General features: G+C 67.6%; 18 protein-coding genes and 2 tRNA genes. 5 read left to right on the top strand and 15 right to left on the bottom strand.

Annotated features, from left to right (window positions below; genetic code table 11):
- Positions 1-138 precede the first annotated feature (138 nt).
- Both BR47_RS0109655 and fdhD read left to right on the top strand, forming a co-directional pair.
- Positions 139-2,478 carry an FdhF/YdeP family oxidoreductase gene (locus BR47_RS0109655; protein WP_029119376.1) on the top strand — a complete coding sequence of 780 codons (2,340 nt, stop codon included), beginning with the start codon at positions 139-141 and terminating at the stop codon, positions 2,476-2,478.
- Positions 2,466-3,290, top strand: coding sequence for a formate dehydrogenase accessory sulfurtransferase FdhD (gene fdhD / locus BR47_RS0109650; protein WP_029119375.1), 825 nt, complete (start codon positions 2,466-2,468; stop codon positions 3,288-3,290). Before BR47_RS0109655 ends, fdhD begins: the two co-directional genes overlap by 13 nt.
- 78 nt (positions 3,291-3,368) lie before the next feature.
- On the opposite strand, the gene clpX is transcribed toward fdhD, so the two are convergent.
- From clpX to BR47_RS0109625, 5 genes are all read right to left on the bottom strand, one after another.
- Positions 3,369-4,649 (bottom strand): ATP-dependent Clp protease ATP-binding subunit ClpX, encoded by a 1,281-nt coding sequence (clpX, locus tag BR47_RS0109645; RefSeq protein ID WP_020102203.1) that lies wholly within the window; start codon positions 4,647-4,649, stop codon positions 3,369-3,371.
- 341 nt (positions 4,650-4,990) lie between these two features.
- On the bottom strand, positions 4,991-5,644 hold the full coding sequence (locus BR47_RS30145) for an RsiV family protein (protein ID WP_036426985.1): 654 nt from the start codon (positions 5,642-5,644) through the stop codon (positions 4,991-4,993).
- A 45-nt stretch (positions 5,645-5,689) separates the two neighbouring features.
- Positions 5,690-6,811, bottom strand: a complete 1,122-nt coding sequence (locus BR47_RS0109635) for a BTAD domain-containing putative transcriptional regulator (protein ID WP_029119374.1) — start codon at positions 6,809-6,811, stop codon at positions 5,690-5,692.
- A gap of 19 nt (positions 6,812-6,830) precedes the next feature.
- A complete protein-coding gene (locus BR47_RS0109630) occupies positions 6,831-7,325 on the bottom strand; it encodes a hypothetical protein (RefSeq protein ID WP_029119373.1) in 495 nt (164 codons plus the stop codon).
- Positions 7,322-8,536, bottom strand: coding sequence for a hypothetical protein (locus BR47_RS0109625; RefSeq protein WP_029119372.1), 1,215 nt, complete (start codon positions 8,534-8,536; stop codon positions 7,322-7,324). The genes BR47_RS0109630 and BR47_RS0109625 overlap by 4 nt, the downstream gene beginning before the upstream one ends.
- A gap of 180 nt (positions 8,537-8,716) precedes the next feature.
- Here BR47_RS0109625 and BR47_RS0109620 point away from each other — a divergent pair, with 180 nt between their 5' ends.
- On the top strand, positions 8,717-9,670 hold the full coding sequence (locus tag BR47_RS0109620; protein ID WP_029119371.1) for a hypothetical protein: 954 nt from the start codon (positions 8,717-8,719) through the stop codon (positions 9,668-9,670).
- A gap of 79 nt (positions 9,671-9,749) precedes the next feature.
- Here BR47_RS0109620 and BR47_RS0109615 read toward each other — a convergent pair whose 3' ends face one another.
- The 4 genes from BR47_RS0109615 to BR47_RS0109600 all read right to left on the bottom strand — a co-directional run bounded on the left by BR47_RS0109615 (position 9,750) and on the right by BR47_RS0109600 (position 12,800).
- Positions 9,750-10,397, bottom strand: coding sequence for an ATP-dependent Clp protease proteolytic subunit (locus BR47_RS0109615; RefSeq protein WP_029119370.1), 648 nt, complete (start codon positions 10,395-10,397; stop codon positions 9,750-9,752).
- The gene (locus BR47_RS0109610; protein WP_020102210.1) at positions 10,397-10,990 is read right to left on the bottom strand and encodes an ATP-dependent Clp protease proteolytic subunit; all 594 of its coding nucleotides are present in this window, start codon (positions 10,988-10,990) and stop codon (positions 10,397-10,399) included. Before BR47_RS0109610 ends, BR47_RS0109615 begins: the two co-directional genes overlap by 1 nt.
- A 185-nt stretch (positions 10,991-11,175) precedes the next feature.
- A complete protein-coding gene (gene tig / locus BR47_RS0109605; protein ID WP_029119369.1) occupies positions 11,176-12,684 on the bottom strand; it encodes a trigger factor in 1,509 nt (502 codons plus the stop codon).
- A gap of 39 nt (positions 12,685-12,723) precedes the next feature.
- Positions 12,724-12,800, bottom strand: a tRNA-Pro gene (locus BR47_RS0109600).
- 122 nt (positions 12,801-12,922) lie between these two features.
- Here BR47_RS0109600 and BR47_RS0109595 point away from each other — a divergent pair.
- Positions 12,923-12,996 (top strand) — tRNA-Gly (locus tag BR47_RS0109595).
- 100 nt (positions 12,997-13,096) lie between these two features.
- Here the strand turns inward: BR47_RS0109595 and BR47_RS33025 are convergent.
- Positions 13,097-13,372 (bottom strand): hypothetical protein, encoded by a 276-nt coding sequence (locus tag BR47_RS33025; RefSeq protein WP_141772218.1) that lies wholly within the window; start codon positions 13,370-13,372, stop codon positions 13,097-13,099.
- Here BR47_RS33025 and BR47_RS0109590 point away from each other — a divergent pair.
- The gene (locus BR47_RS0109590) at positions 13,365-14,576 is read left to right on the top strand and encodes an alkane 1-monooxygenase (protein WP_051634708.1); all 1,212 of its coding nucleotides are present in this window, start codon (positions 13,365-13,367) and stop codon (positions 14,574-14,576) included. The two genes, BR47_RS33025 and BR47_RS0109590, sit on opposite strands and share 8 nt — an antisense overlap.
- Here BR47_RS0109590 and BR47_RS0109585 read toward each other — a convergent pair.
- From BR47_RS0109585 to BR47_RS30135, 5 genes are all read right to left on the bottom strand, one after another.
- A complete protein-coding gene (locus BR47_RS0109585) occupies positions 14,573-14,980 on the bottom strand; it encodes a DUF2628 domain-containing protein (protein WP_029119367.1) in 408 nt (135 codons plus the stop codon). The two genes, BR47_RS0109590 and BR47_RS0109585, sit on opposite strands and share 4 nt — an antisense overlap.
- Before the next feature lie 52 nt (positions 14,981-15,032).
- The gene (locus BR47_RS32010) at positions 15,033-15,590 is read right to left on the bottom strand and encodes a hypothetical protein (RefSeq protein ID WP_029119366.1); all 558 of its coding nucleotides are present in this window, start codon (positions 15,588-15,590) and stop codon (positions 15,033-15,035) included.
- Positions 15,591-15,767: 177 nt separating this feature from the next.
- Entirely contained in the window at positions 15,768-16,403 is a 636-nt protein-coding gene (locus BR47_RS0109575; protein WP_029119365.1) for an NUDIX hydrolase, read from the bottom strand.
- On the bottom strand, positions 16,396-17,934 hold the full coding sequence (locus tag BR47_RS0109570) for a nicotinate phosphoribosyltransferase (RefSeq protein ID WP_029119364.1): 1,539 nt from the start codon (positions 17,932-17,934) through the stop codon (positions 16,396-16,398). The genes BR47_RS0109575 and BR47_RS0109570 overlap by 8 nt, the downstream gene beginning before the upstream one ends.
- A 12-nt stretch (positions 17,935-17,946) precedes the next feature.
- A complete protein-coding gene (locus BR47_RS30135; RefSeq protein WP_051634707.1) occupies positions 17,947-18,795 on the bottom strand; it encodes a phosphoribosyltransferase family protein in 849 nt (282 codons plus the stop codon).
- Positions 18,796-18,835: the final 40 nt, after the last annotated feature.

Raw genomic sequence — 18,835 nt, 5'->3', positions numbered from 1 at the left:
ATTCCGTATCGCCGCGTTTCCCTGCCCGGCCGTCGCCTGCACCGGTGATAGGTGCCGCCTATCGGTGCATCTGAAATGCCGATCAGGAACGCCGTCTCTCGGCCTGATCAGGCCGATCGTGAGGATTAGATTGGGCAGATGACCACTGTCAGCGACAACGACGTCGATGCCTCCTACGACGAACACGACGTAGCGGTCACCGGGGCGAAGCACGAGGCCGCCGGCGTCAAGGCCGTGATGGTCAGCATGCGCCGCACCATCGAGCAGATGGGGCCGCTACGCACCGCGGAGACGCTGACCAGGATCAATCAGCGGCACGGCTTCGACTGCCCCGGCTGCGCGTGGCCGGAGGAACACGGCGGACGCAAGCTGGCCGAGTTCTGTGAGAACGGCGCCAAAGCCGTGGCCGAGGAGGCGACGCGGCGGCGCGTCACCCCGGAATTCTTCGCGCGGCATTCGGTCGCCGAACTTGCCGAGCAGCCCGAATACTGGCTGTCCCAGCAGGGCCGCCTCACGCATCCGATGGTGCTGGCGCCCGGCGACACGCATTACCGCCCGATCGGCTGGGACGACGCCTACGCGCTGATCGCCGGCGAACTCAATGCCCTCGGCAGCCCCGACGAAGCGCTGTTCTACACCTCCGGCCGCACCAGCAACGAGGCCGCGTTCCTGTACCAACTGCTCGCGCGCAGTTTCGGCACCAACAACCTGCCGGACTGCTCCAACATGTGCCACGAGTCGTCGGGCACCGCGCTGGTCGAGTCGATCGGCATCGGCAAGGGCTCGGTCACCGTCGACGACGTCATCCACGCCGACTGCATCGTCATCGCCGGGCAGAACCCGGGCACCAACCACCCGCGCATGCTGTCGGTGCTGGAGAAGGCGAAAGCCGGCGGCGCCAAGATCATTGCGATCAACCCCCTCCCCGAGGCCGGGCTGATGCGGTTCAAGGATCCGCAGAAGGTGCACGGCGTCGTCGGCCACGGGGTGCCCATCGCCGACGAGTTCGTGCAGATCCGCATCGGCGGCGACATGGCGCTGTTCGCCGGCCTGGGCCGGCTGCTGCTGGAAGCCGAGGACCGGGCGCCGGGGACCGTGGTGGACCGCGACTTCATCGAGCGGCACTGCGCCGGCTTCGACGACTACGAATCCCGAACCCGCGCAGTCGATCTGGACACCGTCACCGCGGCCAGTGGCATCAGCCGCGACCAGTTGCAGCGGGTCGCCGATGCGTTGATCCGCTCGGAGCGCACCATCATCTGCTGGGCGATGGGCCTGACCCAGCAGAAGCACGCGGTCGCCACCATCGGTGAGGCCACCAACCTGCTGCTCCTGCGGGGCATGATCGGAAAGCCCGGCGCGGGCGTGTGTCCCGTGCGCGGCCACTCCAACGTGCAGGGCGACCGGACCATGGGCATCTGGGAGAAGATGCCCGAAGAATTCCTGGCCGCGCTGGACGCCCGGTTCGGCATCACCTCCCCGCGCAAGCACGGTCACGACACCGTCGACGGGATCCGGGCCATGCGCGACGGGCACGCCAAGGTCTTCATCGGAATGGGCGGCAACTTCGTCTCGGCCACCCCCGACACCGACGTCACCGCCGCGGCGATGCGCAATTGCGCTCTGACGGTACAGATTTCGACGAAGCTCAACCGCAGCCACGTCATTCACGGCCGCACCGCCCTGATCCTGCCCACCCTCGGTCGCACCGACAAGGACTTCCAGGCCGGTGGCAAGCAGGTGGTGTCGGTGGAGGATTCGATGTCGATGGTGCACCTGTCGCGCGGTGGGCTGACCCCACCCAGCGACCAGGTGCGCAGCGAGGTCGCGATCGTCTGCCAGCTGGCCCGGACCCTGCTCGGGCCGGCACACCCGGTGCCGTGGGAATCCTTCAACGCCGACTACGACGGCATCCGCGACGCCATCGCCGACGTCGTTCCCGGATGTGCCGACTACAACACCCGCGTCCGTCAGCCGGACGGCTTCCAGCTACCCCACCCGCCCCGGGATTCCCGCGAATTCCCCACGCACACAGGCAAAGCCAACTTCTCGGTCGAGCCCGTCGAATGGGTGCCGGTACCCGAGGGCAGGCTGGTGCTCCAGACCCTGCGCAGCCACGACCAGTACAACACCACCATCTACGGCCTGGACGACCGCTACCGCGGCGTCAAGGGCGGCCGGCGCGTGGTGTTCGTCAACCCCTCCGACATCGCTGCCCTCGGCCTGCGTGAGGGCAGCCGGGTCGATCTGGTCTCCGAATTCGACGGCCACGAGCGCCGCGCGAAAGACTTTCTGGTGGTGCCCTATTCGACACCCGCGGGCAATGCCGCGGCCTACTACCCGGAGACCAATCCGTTGATCCCGTTGGACCACACTGCCCGGAAGTCGAACACGCCGGTATCCAAGGCAGTGGTGATTAGGCTTGTCCCAGGGGTCGAGCGCAGCGAGGGGGGATCGGACCAGCCATGGGTCGGGTAACCGCGCGCCGGCGGGCTGAACACGTCACCTCGGGTGGGTCGGTGTCACGGCCGGAGACATTGGCCGTCGAGGAACCGCTGGAGATCCGGGTCAACGGCACTCCCCTCACCGTCACCATGCGGACACCGGGCTCGGATGTCGAACTGGCCCAAGGGTTTCTGCTCACCGAGGGCGTCATCGCCCGGCGCGACGACATCGCCCGCGTCGCCTACTGCCGCGGCGCCACCGACGACGGCACCAACACCTACAACGTGCTCGACGTGATGCTGGCACCGCACGTCCCGCCGCCGTCGGTCGACGTGACACGCAACTTCTACACCACCTCGTCGTGCGGCGTGTGCGGCAAGGCGTCCATCGACGCCGTCCGGACCGTCAGCCACTACTCCCCCGGCGACGATCCGACCACCGTCACCAATGCCACCCTGTCGGCGCTGCCCCAGCAGCTGCGCCAGGCCCAGAAGGTGTTCAACAGCACCGGCGGGCTGCACGCTGCCGCGCTGTTCAGCGCCGACGGTGAGATGTTCGTGGCCCGCGAGGACATCGGCCGGCACAACGCCGTGGACAAGGTGATCGGCTGGGCGCTCGAGCAGGGCCGAGTTCCGCTGACGGGCACCGTCCTCCTGGTCAGCGGCCGGGCGTCGTTCGAACTGACGCAGAAGGCCGTCATGGCGGGCATTCCGGTGCTCGCCGCGGTGTCCGCGCCGTCCTCGTTGGCGGTCGACCTGGCGAGCCAGGCCGGGCTCACCCTCGTGGCCTTCCTGCGCAACGAATCGATGAACGTCTACACCCGGCCCGACCGCGTGGTCAGGTAGCGACTCTCCCGGCCCCAGCGGCCAATAGACCCAATGGGAAAGCCCCCGCCGGAGCGGGGGCTTTCCCTGTGGTGAGGCCTATGCGCTCTTGTCGCGGCGCTCCGAGCGGGGCGCCTTGCGCGGCACGATGGTCGGCAGCACGTTGTCCTGCACGGTTTCCTTGGTCACGACCACCTTGGCGACGTCGTCGCGGCTCGGGATGTCGAACATCACCGGCTGCAGGACCTCTTCCATGATGGCGCGCAGGCCACGGGCGCCGGTTCCGCGGTGAATGGCCTGGTCGGCGATCGCGTCGAGGGCGTCGTCGGTGAACTCGAGCTCCACCCCGTCCATCTCGAAGAGCCGGACGTACTGCTTGACGAGGGCGTTCTTCGGCTTGGACAGGATCGACACGAGCGATTCCTTGTCCAGGTTGGTCACCGACGCCACGACCGGGAGGCGGCCGATGAACTCGGGGATCAGGCCGAACTTGATCAGGTCCTCGGGCAGCACCTCGGCGAAGTGGTCCTGGGTGTCGATCTCGGCCTTGGAGTGCACCTCGGCGCCGAAGCCCAGACCGCGCTTGCCGACCCGGTCGGACACGATCTTCTCGAGGCCCGCGAACGCGCCGGCCACGATGAACAGCACGTTGGTGGTGTCGATCTGGATGAATTCCTGGTGCGGGTGCTTGCGACCGCCCTGCGGCGGCACCGAAGCCTGCGTCCCCTCGAGGATTTTCAGCAGGGCCTGCTGCACGCCCTCACCGGACACGTCGCGGGTGATCGACGGGTTCTCGCTCTTGCGGGCGATCTTGTCGACCTCGTCGATGTAGATGATGCCGGTCTCGGCGCGCTTGACGTCGTAGTCGGCGGCCTGGATCAGCTTCAGCAGGATGTTCTCGACGTCCTCGCCGACGTAGCCGGCCTCGGTCAGCGCGGTCGCGTCAGCGATGGCGAACGGCACGTTGAGCATCTTGGCGAGGGTCTGCGCCAGGTAGGTCTTGCCGCAACCGGTCGGCCCGAGCATCAGGATGTTCGACTTGGCGAGCTCGACCGGCTCACCCCGGGAGTCACGCGACTTCTCCTGCGCCTGGATGCGCTTGTAGTGGTTGTAGACGGCCACGGCGAGCGTCTTCTTGGCGTTGTCCTGGCCGATGACGTAGCCCTCGAGGAAGTCCCGGATCTCCTGGGGCTTGGGCAGCTCATCGAGCTTGACGTCGTCGGCGTCGGCCAGCTCCTCTTCGATGATCTCGTTGCAGAGGTCGATGCACTCGTCGCAGATGTAGACGCCAGGTCCAGCAATCAGCTTCTTGACCTGCTTCTGGCTCTTTCCGCAAAACGAGCACTTCAGCAGGTCACCGCCGTCTCCGATGCGCGCCATGGGGTGAGGCCCTACTTTCTCCGGTCGCCGTCAGTCGTTACACCAGATAGTGGGTTATTCCGGGTGTGATCCCGACGCTACCCGTTCGCTCCGTTGCGGTGCGACCGAAAGGGCCGAATCGCTCCGGTGGTATTTATCCGTGTGCAGGAGAACATAGCCCGATCGGTGGCTTGCCACCCCTCGGCGCGCTGACCGTGATTCTGGCGTGTCTTTCCGGCGCCGCGTGGCGTTGGCTCGGCAAGCCTCTGATCAGGGCTGTTCACCTATCCGCAACCCTACCGTGTGCACATCGAAGCTGCCGACGCGTTTCGCGGCCAGCGCAAGAACGCAGCCCGTCCGGCCTATCCCTGGAGCCGACCGCCCAGCTCATCCACCGGGACCGCCACCGTGAGGGGGCCACCGTTGCCCGCGAGCTGGCTTTCGCCGAAAAAGAAGGTGACGGCCTCGTCGGTGAGCGCGAAGTTCCGGTACGAGCCACGGTCCGGTTCGATCAGCGCGGCGTTACGCGCCTTCAACGCACGCTGCACCACCGGCGTGAGAATCGCCGCCGGATCGGAGCCCGGCCCGAAAAGCGAGTCGATGGTGATCGGCCCGCCATTTCCGTAGGTGAAGGTCCGGTACCGGATGTCGGGGTGGCCTTCGTGGGCCAGGCCCGTCGGGTCGACGATCTTGAGCACCAGGCTCTGGGTCCGCGCCGAGCGGTACACCGTCGGCGTCACGGTCTCGGTGTACACCCGGCCGCGGCCGAACTCGTCCACCCAGCCGACGAAACCGGCGCGGTCCTGGGCCAGGAAGTCCGCGACCGCTTGCTGGTCGGGATAGTCGACCGGGAAGGCGACGGTCCGGTCATACCCGGTGCCGACCTCATGGATCCGGCAGATGCCGGTGGCGTCGGGCGTCCCGCCCAGGGCACCACACGTCTGCTGAGCGGACGCGGCCGGCGCGACGCTCAGGAACGTCACCGCCGCGGCCAGGGCGACAACCGAAATCCTCATGCGCTCATGGTTCGCCGCTGCCCTTGGCAGATTCTTGGTGTGCTCCTACCCGAGCTCGAGGGTGAATTCATGTGCGCCGATGCGGATGCGGTCGCCGTCGAACAGATTGGTGTTGGCCTCGATCCGCGTGCCCTGCACGTACACGCCGTTGGCCGAACGCAGGTCCACCATCACCGGCCCGGTGCCCGCATCGACGATGACGGCGTGGTGCCGGCTGACGTCTGCCGCGTCGAGCACGATGTCGTTGTCGGCCAGGCGACCGATCCGGGTCGCCATCGCGCGCAGGGCAAACCACTGCCCGGACGCGTCGCGCAGGCCCGCCCTGGACGCCGTCGACCGGGTGGAGCCCGAGCGGAGCCGGCCGATGGTGTGCACCGCCGTCGCCTGCGCGGTGCCCTGAACGTCGAGTGGTTCCTGACGCAGAATGCGTTGCTGCAGGGCACTTATCGCCGAGCCGGGATCGATACCGAGGTCCTCGGCCAGGATCGACTTCACGCGCCGGAACGCGTCGAGCGCGTCCGCCTGCCGCCCACAGCTGTAGTAGGCAGTGATCAACTGCGCCCACAGGGGTTCGCGGTAGGGGTGTTCGGCGACCAGGGTCTCCAGCGGGCCGATCACCAGAGCTGCCTGGCCACAGGCGATTTCAGCTTCCGCACGCGCGGTCTCCACGGAGATGCGCTCGTCGACCAGAGCGGCGGCGACGGCGTCGACGAAAGCGAAGTCGGACAGATCGCCGAGGACCGGTCCCCGCCACTGAGCCAGGGCTGCCGACAGGTGTACCGCCGCGGACGGGAACTGACCGGCGGCCGCCGCGCGCAACCCAGCGAGCTTCTCCTTCTCGAAGCGCCCCAGGTCGGTTGCGTCCTCCGCCACGTCGAGCCGGTATCCGGGCGGGGCGGCGGCCAGGGCCTCCCGCGGCATTCCGGACTCCGCCAAGATCTTTCGGAGGTTGGAGATGTAGGAGTGCAGCGCGGTGCGGGCGGCCGCGGCCGGTGACTGCTCCCACACCGCGTCGATCAACGCATCCACCGACACCGGGCGGCCGCGGCCCAGCAGCAGCATCGCGAACACCGCGCGCTGCTTGGGTGCGCCCAGTGAGACGACGCGGTCGTCGACGGCCATCCGCAGCGTGCCCAGAACACCGAAATCGATTCCGGTCGGCCGCATGGGCCGAGGGTATCGGGTGCTATCGGCCGATGCGGGCTATTGCCAGTTCGGCGAACGTCTTCAGCGTTTCGCAGCGCCACACGTAGCTGCCCGTGACGCGATAGATCCGTTCGCCCGTCAACAGCACCGTGAGCGTCGTCGACGGCGGCGTGACATTCGGTTCGTACGTGCAGACCGCCTTGACGCCCACGCCGTCGACCGCGGTGGCCCTGGGCCACTCGGCCACCTGGCGGAATGTCGTTGCGGCGTCCCACGGGAACGCATCGGCGAACCGGACATCGGATTCCAGGCTGCGCCGCCCCAGTGGCTCGTCGAATGCCCGGTAGGCACAAGACAATTCGGGCAGTTGGGTCCGGATCGGTTCGGCCGTCGCCGGACCGTCGAGAAAGACCGCGGCTTCGTCGGGGTGCACCCAGCCGCAGGCCTCGGTGGTCACCTGGTCGTCAGCGTGCGCGGCCGGCGACAGGGTCGCCGCGGCAGCGACGGCCACCAGTGCGGACGCGAACCGCCTCATGACCGGTAGCCCTCCGCGAATGTCATGGCGTCGACGACGCGGCCGTCGTTCACGGTGGGGCCGAGCAGGACCTTGGTGGAATTCGCGGCGGGGTCGTAGGACATCAGCGCCGTCGACGGGCTGCAGCCGCTCGTCGACTTCAGGATCAACGAGTCGCCGGACGCCCCGACGACGTCGATCTTGTCACCCGCACCCGGCACCTTGACCCGCTGCGTATGCCCGTCAGCGGTCACGCGGGAGAGGAAGATGACGCCGCAAGCACCGAGCGACTGCACGAAGGTGCCGCTGGGCAACTGCCAGGCGTCGATATCGCCGTAGTCGCCGTCGAATCCCGGTTCGTTCTTCGCGTTGTTGACGGCGGTGAGCGCGGTCGGCGCCGAGCCGTCGATCGGCACCTTCCACAGCTGGCTTCCGGCGGACTTCTGCGCGGTGCAACTGGCGACGAAATCCGTTGGCGCCAGCCATCGTGTGGTCCGGCAGACGGCGCCGGGCATCGGTACCGGCAGCACCCGCCCGACGGTGCCGTCGTTGCCCATGAGCACGAAGCTGTTGTCCGTTCGCGGTGCCGCGTCGTTGCCCCGGTTGGCCGTCGACAGCACGAGCGTCGTGCCGTCGGGTGTTTCCAGGTAGTCGCCGCCGAATCGACCGGCGCCGGCGAGGTTCTCGGTCGGGTAGGTCAGCTGCACGTTGCCGGCGAGGTCGACGCGTTGCAAGGTGCTCGGTTGGTCCTGACTGCTGCTCGACAGCACGATCGCCTGGCCGTTCGGGCGGCTGAAACGGGCGGAGGCGCGCGTCGGGAAGGACGTCTGGTTGCCGGTGTGCAGATCGACCACGATGACGGTGTCGTCACCCATCGAGAACAATGCCCGACCGCCGTCACCCGACCAGTCCAGCAGATGCGGCTTCCAGCCCTTGTCGTTCGGCTCGAATGCCGTGATGGCGTACCGGTGCCCCGCCGGGTCGATCAGGAACAGCGTGTCGGCGGCTTTCGCGGGCGGCGCCTCGTCGGGCGCGGGCCGCTCGCCCGGGCGACGTCCGGCCACCGGGTTCCAGGTGGCCAGCGTCCAGCCGTCACCGACCTGGTTCCACGGCACCGGCATCGCGGCATCGGGAGTGGGGTTCGCTTGGGCCAAGGGCAATCCGACCGCCAGGGACACGGCCAGGGCGGCCGTGGCCAGGGCGGCGGCGGTGCGGCGGGAGTGTCGGTTCATGGCAGGTCCTGTTCGAATGGCCGGGATCGTGGTCACGTCACAGGGTGCGGTGGGCGCCTTGGCGGATTCTTGGTGCCAAATACGGCGATCGACTGAAGACAGCAGTCATTGACGCACACGACAATTACAGGAACGGTCCGCGCTGAGGGCGCCCGCCGACATCCACCCGAGGAGGCAGCCATGACCGCACACCACATCTCGAACGTCCACCGCGTCGGGTGCGCCACCATCACCGTCGGCATCCTGGCCGCGGCTCAGGTGACACATCCGCTCATCGCGGCGCCGGCCACGGCCGCCACCGGGCAAGCAGGTGTGACGGTGGTCCAATTCACTTCGCTGTCAACGGTTCTGAACTCCGTACAGCGCGATCTGCAACAGCAGTTCGCGGTTGTCCATCCGAAGCCGACGCCGACGCCGACCTCGGCCGGCACCATGGCCGCACCGAGCCCGACCGCCGCCGTCGTACCCACACCCACGGCCGCGCTCAGCCTGCCGAGCCTGCCGCCACTTCCGACCCCGGATCAGATTGTCGCCGCCATCTCAGCTATCCCCGCCACGATCGCCTTGAGCGCGGTCGGAGTCTTCTTCGTCTCGGCGCTCATCGCCGCGGGATTCCTGCAGCAGTTCCCCATTTTTCAGGCCGTACCGCAGCTGGCCGTACCGGCGATGATCCTGGGGGCCGTCGTTGTCGCACCCTTCGTGATCGGCCTTGCCGTGTTCAACACCATCAGAGCCGTGTTGCCGTTGGCGGCGACCGCAGCCGTCACGCCCGCCCCGGTTGCCACAGTGAATCCCCTGTCGGCCCCGACACCGGGTGCATCGACAGACACCATCGCCGACCCGACGGCCGATACGACGCACCGCGCACCGCCGGCCCCGGCGAATGCGCGAACTACTCCCGCGAACACCAGAGCCGGCAAGACCACACCCGCGACGGCACTCGGAACGCCCGAGGGCCCGGATCCGACACTGCCCACAGCGGACCCTCAGACCTCGCCCAAGCCGGGACGGCAAGCGCCTCCCCGTAGCGATCCATCGAGTTCATCCGCAACACAACACGGTGCATCCAAGAACAAGAAGCCCAAGTCAGACACGTCATCCTCCGCCCCGAAGGGCAAGCCCGACAAAGCCTGAGCGAACCGGCGGCGCATCAGGCATAAACGTCAGCGGCCGCCAGCCCGGACAGGCTGACGGCCGCTGCACGTTGTGGGACTCAGGCCTTCTGGGCCGAGAGCTTCCGGTACTCGAGGACCGTGTCGATGATCCCGTAGTCCTTGGCGGCGGTCGCGGTGAGGATCTTGTCGCGGTCGGTGTCCTTGCGGATGACAGCGGCTTCCTTGCCGGTGTGCCGCGCCAGCGTCTCCTCCATGAGGCTCCGCATGCGCTCGATCTCGGCGGCCTGGATTTCCAGGTCGGAGAACTGACCCTGGATGACGCCACCGAGCGACGGCTGGTGGATCAGCACGCGGGCGTTCGGCAGCGCCATGCGCTTGCCCGGCGTACCGGCGGCCAGCAGGACCGCGGCGGCCGAGGCGGCCTGGCCGAGGCAGACCGTCTGGATGTCGGCGCGGACGTACTGCATGGTGTCGTAGATGGCCATCAGCGAGGTGAACGAGCCACCCGGCGAGTTGATGTACATCGTGATGTCGCGATCGGGGTCCTGCGACTCGAGCACCAGCAGCTGGGCCATCACGTCGTTGGCCGACACGTCGTCGACCTGGGCGCCCAGGAAGATGATGCGCTCGTCGAACAGCTTGGCGTAGGGGTCGACGATGCGCTCACCCAGGTGGGTGCGCTCGCTGAACTGCGGCAGGATGTAACGCGCCTGCGGAGCCAGCTCCGGGTTGAGATGCTTGGAGATCACTTCGAGGCTCCCTTGCCGCCGTTGAGGTTTGCACGGGTGATGATGTGGTCGACGAAGCCGTATTCCAGCGCTTCCTGCGCGGTGAACCAGCGGTCGCGGTCGGAGTCCGCCTCGATCTGCTCGATGCTCTTGCCCGTGAATTGGGCGTTGAGCCGGAACATCTCCTTCTTGATGACGTGGAACTGCTCGGCCTGGATCGCGATGTCCGCCGCGCTACCGGTGACGCCACCGAGCGGCTGGTGCATCAGGACGCGGGCGTGCGGCAGCGCGTGGCGCTTGCCCTTGGTGCCGGCGGCCAGCAGGAACTCACCCATCGACGCGGCCATGCCCATCGCGTAGGTGGCGATGTCGCACTCCGACAACTCCATGGTGTCGAAGATCGCCATGCCGGCGCTGATCGAGCCACCCGGCGAGTTGATGTACATGTGAATGTCCTTGGACGGATCTTCGGCCGTCAGCAGCAGGATCTGGGCGCACAGCCGGTTGGCGATGTCGTCGTCGACCTGCGAGCCCAGGAAGATGATGCGCTCGGCAAGCAAACGCTCATAGACCGAGTCCGTGAGGTTGAGCCCCGGTGCGCTTGAACGCATGTCAGTCACGACTGGATACCTGCTTTCTCGAGTTCGTTCACACGACACTAACCAACGGCCGACGGCCGCGAGTCCCCGACGCGGTCTAGTTCGCTCACAGCGTCACAGTCGCCGGAGAGCGGACGGTGCCGCAGGCATCAGTGAAGACACCTGCGGCACCTGTACCACGATCAGAGTTCGAGGACTCAGTCCTCGTCCTTCGAATCCTTGGCGGCCTTCTTGGCCTTCTTTTCCTTGGCCGGCTTCTCGTCCTTGGCCTCAGCCTTCGCCTTCTTGGCCTTGGCGGGCTTCTCGTCCTCGGCCTCGGGCTCGTCGGCGGCGGGCGCTTCGGCCTCGTCGCCGGCCTCGGCGACCTCGGCCTCAGCGGCGTCGCCGGCCGGGCCGAAGAACTCCGCGGTGTCGACCGCGTTGCCGTCGGTGTCGGTGACGGTCGCACCGGAGACCACAGCGGCGATGGTCATGCCGCGACGGATGTCGGCGAACATGGACGGCAGCTGGTTGTTCTGCTGCAGGATCTGGATCAGCTGCTGCGGCTCGATGCCGTACTGGCGGGCCATCAGAGCGATGCGCTCCATCAGGTCGCCCTGGCCGACCTTGACGTCCAGCTCATCGGCGATGGCGTCCATCAGCAGCTGCGTCTTGACGGCCTTCTCGGCGTTGGTGCGGGTGTCCGCGTCGAACTCTTCGCGGCTGCTGCCCTGCTCCTTGAGCTGCTCCTCGAACTTGGCCTCGTCGTGGTCGAGTCCGTGGATCGCGTTGTGGACGGTCTCGTCGACGGTCGCCTGGACGATGGCCTCGGGCAGCGGCACCTCGATCTGCTCCAGCAGGGTCTCGACGGCCTTGTCGCGAATCTGCTCGGCCTGGCCGATCTGCTTCACCCGGCGAACCTGGGTGACCAGGCTCTCCTTCAGCTCGTCGATGGTGTCGAACTCGCTGGCCAGCTGGGCGAAGTCGTCGTCCGGCTCCGGCAGCTCGCGCTCCTTGACCGACTTGACGGTGACGGTGACCTGGGCTTCCTTACCGGCGTGCTCGCCGGCGGCCAGCGTGGTCGGGAATTCCTTGGACTCGCCGGCCTTCAGGCCGATGATGGCCTCGTCGAGGCCCTCGATCAGCTGACCGGAACCGATCTGGTGCGACAGGCCCTCGGTCTTGGCTTCCGGCACGTCCTCACCGTCGACGGTGGCCGACAGGTCGAGCGAGACGAAGTCGCCGTCGGCGGCCGCGCGCTCAACACCCGTCAGGGTGCCGAAGCGGGCGCGCAGGTTCTGCAGTTCGGCGTCGACCTCGTCGTCGTTGATGACGATCGGGTCGACGGTGATCTTGATGGCCTTCAGGTCCGGGAGGGCGATCTCCGGGCGGACGTCGACCTCGGCGGTGAAGACGAGCTCGTCGTTGTCCTCGAGCTTGGTGATGTCGATCTCCGGCTGGCCCAGCGGCTTCACGTCCTGGGCGGTGACGGCCTCGCCGTAGCGGGCCGGGATGGCGCTGTTGACGACCTGCTCCAGCACCGCGCCGCGGCCGATGCGTGCCTCGAGCAGCTTGGCCGGCGCCTTGCCGGGACGGAAGCCGGGCAGGCGGACCTGCTTGGCCAGCTCCTTGTAGGCCTGGTCGAACTCGGGTTGAAGCTCGGTGAAGGGCACCTCCACGTTGATGCGAACCCGGGTGGGGCTCAACTGCTCCACGGTGCTCTTCACAGCGTTACTCCTTGTTTTTTGATACTTGCCATCAGTCGGTGGTCGGGGTGACAGGATTTGAACCTGCGGCCTTCCGCTCCCAAAGCGGATGCGCTACCAAGCTGCGCTACACCCCGTGCCTCGTCGCGGTCGCATTACCGCGGTCGAGATACTACGTCCTAGACACGCGACACCATCAATTGGATTGGCGGCCGCTGTCCCGGTACTGTCTGCCGGTACTGTGATCGCAGCAGTGCACGCGGGCGTAGCTCAATGGTAGAGCCCTAGTCTTCCAAACTAGCTACGCGGGTTCGATTCCCGTCGCCCGCTCCATAGGACCGGCCTGACCAGGCCGGTCCTTTTGTTTTGGGGTGCGTTTTCAGGCGTCCGGCGTCTCGCCCGGACCGCGCCGCCCGGGAAACGGGCAACAGCGCTACGTCTCCCGGAAAGGGAATTTGCCCGATGCTCCGCAATCATTATTGACCGAGTGGCCAATAAATTGCTTCCATCGGTGCGGTAATTCTGTCATATTCTGGGAGTTTCCTGACAATTTCATACAAATCGCCGCAATGCGGGTTCGCATGTGATTCTGGGCATCAATCTGCAGTTCAAAGCCCATTTGACCAGAAATATTGGACGTTCTGGCAAATAGTTTTTCCATCCGAGTCGAGACTTCATGGGGACGGCGGTATAAATGCTCGATGACCACGTCGACCACCCCATCGGACCGCCGAAACCGGCGGGCTGTCGACGTGGGTTCCGAGGTTGCTGCGGGCACGTGGCGGGACCCGAAGAGATACCTGTGGCTGCTGGTTCCGTCCGCTCCCGGTGCGGTGACGCTGTCCTGGCTCCTGGTGTGGACCACCCGCCTGCACGTCTTCTGGTGGACGGCACTCTTCGTGATCCTGGTGGCGGGGCCGGCCGCTGATCATCTACTGGGGCGGGAGAAGGGCGATCGTGCGCCCGACCGCATCCTGGCCGAGCTGCAGCAGGACAAGTTCTACCGGTTCGCCACCCACATGTTCCTGCCCACGCAGTACCTCGCACTGGCTTTCGGCTGCTGGGTGTGGGCCGGTGGCGGCTGGGTGACGTTGACGTTCACCGACAAGCTGGGGCTGATGGTCGCGGTCGGCCTGTCCGGCGGCATCGCCAACAACGCGGCGCACGAACTGGGACACCGGCGCGACCGCGCCGAACGGTGGCTGAGCAAGCTGGCGCTCGCCCAGAGTTGGTACGGCCAGTTCTACGTCGAACACAACCGCGGACACCATGTCCGCGTCGCGACACCCGAGGACCCGGCCAGCGCCCGCTTCGGTGAGAACGTGTACTTCTTCGTCGTGCGCTCGGTCGTCGGCAGCACCCGCTCGGCGTGGCGAATCGAGACCAAACGCCTTGACCGCCAAGGCCGTTCACGCTGGAACGTACGCAACGACATCCTCAACGCGTGGCTGTTGAGCGTCATCTTGTTCGCCGGGTTGGCCCTGTGGTTCCGGCCCGTGGTCCTGCCGTGGCTGTTCGGCCAGGCGCTCATCGGCATCTTCCTGCTGGAGGCCATGAACTACCTGTCGCACTACGGGCTGCGGCGGCAGAAACTACCGTCGGGCCGCTACGAGCGACTGCGCCCCACGCACAGCTGGAACAGCAACACCGTGATCATGAACGTGTTCCTGCTGCATCTGCAGCGGCACTCCGACCACCACATCGACCCGTCGCACCGCTACCAGGTGATCCGGCACGCCGAGGATGCGCCGCAGCTGCCGAGCAATTACACGGCGATGCTGGTCCTCAGCCTCGTTCCGATGCTGTGGCGCCGCGTGATGGATCCGCGCGTCCTCGCCATGTACGACGGCGACGTCCGGCGCACCGCGCTGAGCCCGCGACAGCTGAAGCGGTTGGGGCTCGCCGACAGCTAGCGCTGCCGGCCGTGTCCCTCGAACAGGTTCCAGGACTGACTACCCCGCACCACGTGCAGGTAGTACGCGTAATTCGCGGTCGACATACCGATGGCGGCAAGACCGAATCCGATGGCACGTGCCAGGGAATCCGACACGTTGAGAACGACGAGCACCACCTCGACCGCGACGAAGATCCCGAGCAGCGTCAGCCCCTTGCGCCACATGCCCTTGACGAAGAAGTAGATGGGGCCGAACAGGAACGCCAGGATGTTCGAGGTCAGCTTCACCCGCTCCATGAACGTCAGCGCCTTGTAGGCCGCCTTCGACTCGGGCGTCGAGTTCGGCAGGCCGTAGGTGTTGAAGAAATCGAACCGCTTCTGCCACGACGGGGACACCGTGGAACTGGGAAGTTGCTGTGACACTCCAACGACATTAACGGCCGTGCAGTTTTGTGTACGCGCTCGGGTCGCCCTGCTAGCCGTTACCCGGAATCGGCCGCGCCACGCCGTTGGTCGTGCGAATGACGTTGAACTGCGGCGGATTGGGCGCTGCGGGGGCTTCCGAGCTCGCCGTCGCGGTCGCGGTCGCCGACGGTGACGCGGCGGGCGGGGGCTCGGGAGCGCTGGCCGGCGGCGTGTACTGCCGGGCGGGCGGCGGCGTGTAGGTCGTCGGAGCCTGGGTCGTCGCCGTCGAGGGACGGGTCGGTGGCGCGGGCGCGGGGCTCGCGGGCGCGGTCGTCGTCGGTGCGGGGACCGGTGCCGGCGCAGGCGAGGGTGCCGGTGTGGTGGTCGTCGAGGCCGACGACGTGGCGGCGGGAGCCGACGTGGTGGAACTGGTCGGGGCGGCCGGTGGCTCCGGCGCGGGTGGCGGGATTTCGAATCCGGCAAGCGACCCGATTCCCAACAGGATCAGCAGGATGAGGACGGCACCGCCCCCGATTATCAGCACCTTGCCGGTGTCGGTGGTGAACCAACCCGTCGGTGCCGATGCGGTGTGGGCGTTTGCCACCGGTTCGGTCTCTGCGTCTGCCATAAGTCGATCTCCTCCCAGCAGGGTGCCGGGAGCGTATCCCGTAAATCAGCAGGTCGCGACTCATAGTGAAACCATTTTCCCAGGTCGGTGACGTGTTCACAGGAACGTAACGTGCGTACCTCGCGCCGCGCCGATCCACCTACCCCAGCAATTTGCCAGCGTTTACGCAGTAGACGTTTACCTGGCGGCCCGGAACACCGTCACCGGCCGGGTGTGCGCGGGCCGGCTGCCGGCAGCGGTGAACAGTGGCGCCCGTTCCAGTCGGCGCCGCATCGCGGCCAGCGGAATCGGCTCGGCTCCCGTGCCGCCGGACAGGTGGAACAGCAGCGTCGTCAGCGCGCAGACCTCCCCGGCCGTGCAGCCGGCGCCGAACATCGCCGCGACGGTCGCGGGGTCCGTCAGCAGTCGCTGCGACACCGTGGCCGCGGTGTCCCTGATCATGGCGTTGTGGCCGAACGGCAGCGGCGGCACGGGGTCACCGTCACGCACCACCAGGGCGTCGTCGCCGGGATGTGCGCGCATCACGTTCACCAGCGAGACGGTGTGCCCGCGCTCGTCGCGCTGTGGGTCGGACACGACGAGGGCCACCGTCGGCGGTCCGTCGATCGGCTCGGCGCCGGCCCGGTCCCGGAGCGCGCGGTATGCCGCCGCGGCGACCGTCTCTCCGTTGGCCGCATCGAGCACCACCCCGGGTAGTGCCCAGTCGCCCTGGTGCGGTTCGCGTTGCCGCCGCGCGAGGATGAGCCCCGGCTCGTCGCCGGGGCTCATCGCGAAGACGTCGACGCTCAGCCAGGTGGCCAGCGACTCAGCCATGACGGGCGTCCTCCTCGCCGGCGGCGTATGCCGCCCAATCACGTCGCACGGTAGCGCGCACCTGCGCGAAGGTCACCGGGTTGACGATGACGCCGTCCTCGAACACCGTCCGCATGGCGTCCGTCGTCCCGATGACACCGGCCGCGCCCTGAACCAGTGTCAGGCGACCCCGTTGGTCGCGGATGACGGCCAACCGGCCCCGGGCGCTGCGCTTGCCCGGGTCGGTGACCGGCGCCTTGGCGATGTCCCGGCCGCGACCGTCGACCTGCACCCAGGTGGCTTTCATCGCGATGGAGAAGGTGTCGCGCGTGACGTACTGGTATGTGTACGAACCGAATCCCAGCACCGGAGTGGTGGACACATAGCCCTGGGCCATCAGGTTGGCGGTGATGGCGTCGGCCCGGTCGTGGGTGATCGAGTCGCCGTAGATTACGCCGATGTGCGGATCCAGTTCCCGGTAGCCGGCCGCGTTGACCGTGCCGCCGAACACCTCCCACAGCAGGTTCACCACACCCTTGTGCGCGGGGCTTCCGGCCGGGGCCTGCGGGTCGCCGCACAGGATGCGTTCGGGGTCACCGCTGTCCGGGCGGATCACCACCTTGCCGTCGCGCGCGGTGATCGTGTCTTTCAGCGTCGGCAGGATGCCGGTGCAGACGTGCCACAGGTCCCAGGTGTCGCTGACGATCGACACGATGCCGGTCGGATACAGGCCCAGCAGCCGCGCGAACGTGGCGACTTCGTCGTCCTGGGTGCCCGCGCACATGACGCTGTGCTCGGTGGCGGGCACACTGCCGCCGATCACGGTGTCCTCGGGTGAGCCCGGGTAATTCCTGTCGATCCAGCCCAGTGCGGGCAGGCAGTCGGTGCCGGTGAACGCCAACAGGTGCGCGGCTCCCGACGCGGCGGCGGCCGCACTGCCGGCCATGCCCCGGAAGGAGAAGTCGTGCCCCTGCCAGTCGACGGCGGCCGAGTCGGCGCCGGTGTCCCGCGCCCGGGCGTCCAGCAGCGCCCGGTTGCGCCACGCGGTGGTCGCCGACGTGATGGGCTGCCACAGCGCGGCCGACATCTCGGTCTCGATGTAGTTGGTCAGCCAGAAGAATTCCGGCGCGGTGTTCTCGACGGTCAGGTACGGGACGCCGACCGGGACGATGGTCCCCTCCGGCAGCGCGCGCACCCGCAGCGGCAGGCGACCATACGCGTGCAGCTGGCGGATGTGTTCGGCGCCAACGTCATTGGGGCCCAGCACCTGGGTGACCCGGTCCACGTAGGCCCGGCACACCTCGTCGACGTCGGCGGCGAAGAAGGCGCTCCACCGCTGGTTCAGGTCCCGCAGGTACGCCTGCAGGCCGAAGAACGCCGTCCAGCGCACGCCGGGGATCCGGCTGCCGCGGGCCGTCAGGTTGGAGTAGACGTACTCGGTGCCGGCCGGGTACTGGCGGCGGTGGTCCAGTTTGTAGGCGTCGGTGTCCATCAGGACGTCCAGGGCCGCAATGGTTTCCGGCCGGTAGGTGGTGGTTGTTTCGAAGGTCATGATGAAAGTCCCCTAGGTCAATGCGGTCAGAGCGCGGACGATGAACGGTTCCAGCGGTTGGACGTGCACGCCGTCGGGCGTGGCGCGGGAGTCGGTGCTGGTGACGGAGGCGTAGCCGGCGAGGTTCTCCCGCCAGCGTCCGGTGAAGCAGCCGTGACTGACCCACAGGTGCAGCGCCAGCTCGGGCCGGCTTGCCCGGATGGCATCGGCCAGCCCGGCGAACGTGCCGCCGCCGTCGCAGATGTCGTCGATCACCAGCAGTCGGCCACGGTCCGGCAGCCCCTCGGGAGCGACGAATCCCGACAGCTTGCCGTTGGCCGGATTGCGTTGCTTCCCAGCGACATACAGCGGCACGCCCAACCGGGATGCCACCCGGCCGGCACGGTCGCGGGCCCCCTTGTCGGGTGCGACGACGCCCGCCCAGCCCGGGTGGTGTGCGGCGCACCCCAGCAGGTCCACGGCCTCGATGACGGTGACGGCCGCTCCCCCGCGCCGGGCCTCGTCGGCCCAGACCGGCGAGTGCGGGTCCACCGTCACGATGTGCGCGACGCCCGTGGCGGCGGTGAGCCGGGCGGCGACGCGGGCGTCGTCGGTCGGGTCGTGATCGCCGCGGGCCGACGGCAGGTACGGCGCCACCAGCACCGGAGCACCGGCCGATCGGTTGCGGTGAAAGGCCGCCCACTGCCCGACCGCGGCGTAATCGATTGCGCCGCAATGGCTCCAGGCGACCGGGCGCAGCCCCGCGCCGAGCGGTTCCAGATCCCGGACCGCGGTGTCGCCACCGGGATAGCTGGTGACGATTCCGGGTGCGGTCGACAGCACACCGCATTCGGTGTCGAAGACGTGGAATGTCAGGTTCATGACGACAACCGTAATAGATACGGACACAAATGTCCATATC

This window comes from Mycobacterium sp. UNC410CL29Cvi84 (genome assembly GCF_000686745.1).
GTDB lineage: Bacteria > Actinomycetota > Actinomycetes > Mycobacteriales > Mycobacteriaceae > Mycobacterium > Mycobacterium mucogenicum_B.
The sequence above is the reverse complement of the archived record's forward strand: the minus strand, read 5'-3'. Positions and strand labels throughout refer to the sequence as shown.

Bases quoted from the DNA above. Each gene is read 5' to 3' on its own strand.
- BR47_RS0109575 (WP_029119365.1), bottom strand. From the start codon at position 16,403: ATGGCTGAGTCGCTGGCCACCTGGCTGAGCGTCGACGTCTTCGCGATG.
- BR47_RS0109590 (WP_051634708.1), top strand. From the start codon at position 13,365: ATGACCACGTCGACCACCCCATCGGACCGCCGAAACCGGCGGGCTGTC.
- BR47_RS0109570 (WP_029119364.1), bottom strand. From the start codon at position 17,934: ATGACCTTCGAAACAACCACCACCTACCGGCCGGAAACCATTGCGGCC.
- BR47_RS30135 (WP_051634707.1), bottom strand. From the start codon at position 18,795: ATGAACCTGACATTCCACGTCTTCGACACCGAATGCGGTGTGCTGTCG.
- BR47_RS0109610 (WP_020102210.1), bottom strand. From the start codon at position 10,990: ATGCGTTCAAGCGCACCGGGGCTCAACCTCACGGACTCGGTCTATGAG.
- fdhD (WP_029119375.1), top strand. From the start codon at position 2,466: ATGGGTCGGGTAACCGCGCGCCGGCGGGCTGAACACGTCACCTCGGGT.
- BR47_RS0109635 (WP_029119374.1), bottom strand. From the start codon at position 6,811: ATGCGGCCGACCGGAATCGATTTCGGTGTTCTGGGCACGCTGCGGATG.
- BR47_RS0109620 (WP_029119371.1), top strand. From the start codon at position 8,717: ATGACCGCACACCACATCTCGAACGTCCACCGCGTCGGGTGCGCCACC.
- BR47_RS32010 (WP_029119366.1), bottom strand. From the start codon at position 15,590: ATGGCAGACGCAGAGACCGAACCGGTGGCAAACGCCCACACCGCATCG.
- BR47_RS0109655 (WP_029119376.1), top strand. From the start codon at position 139: ATGACCACTGTCAGCGACAACGACGTCGATGCCTCCTACGACGAACAC.
- BR47_RS0109625 (WP_029119372.1), bottom strand. From the start codon at position 8,536: ATGAACCGACACTCCCGCCGCACCGCCGCCGCCCTGGCCACGGCCGCC.
- BR47_RS30145 (WP_036426985.1), bottom strand. From the start codon at position 5,644: ATGAGGATTTCGGTTGTCGCCCTGGCCGCGGCGGTGACGTTCCTGAGC.
- BR47_RS0109630 (WP_029119373.1), bottom strand. From the start codon at position 7,325: ATGAGGCGGTTCGCGTCCGCACTGGTGGCCGTCGCTGCCGCGGCGACC.
- clpX (WP_020102203.1), bottom strand. From the start codon at position 4,649: ATGGCGCGCATCGGAGACGGCGGTGACCTGCTGAAGTGCTCGTTTTGC.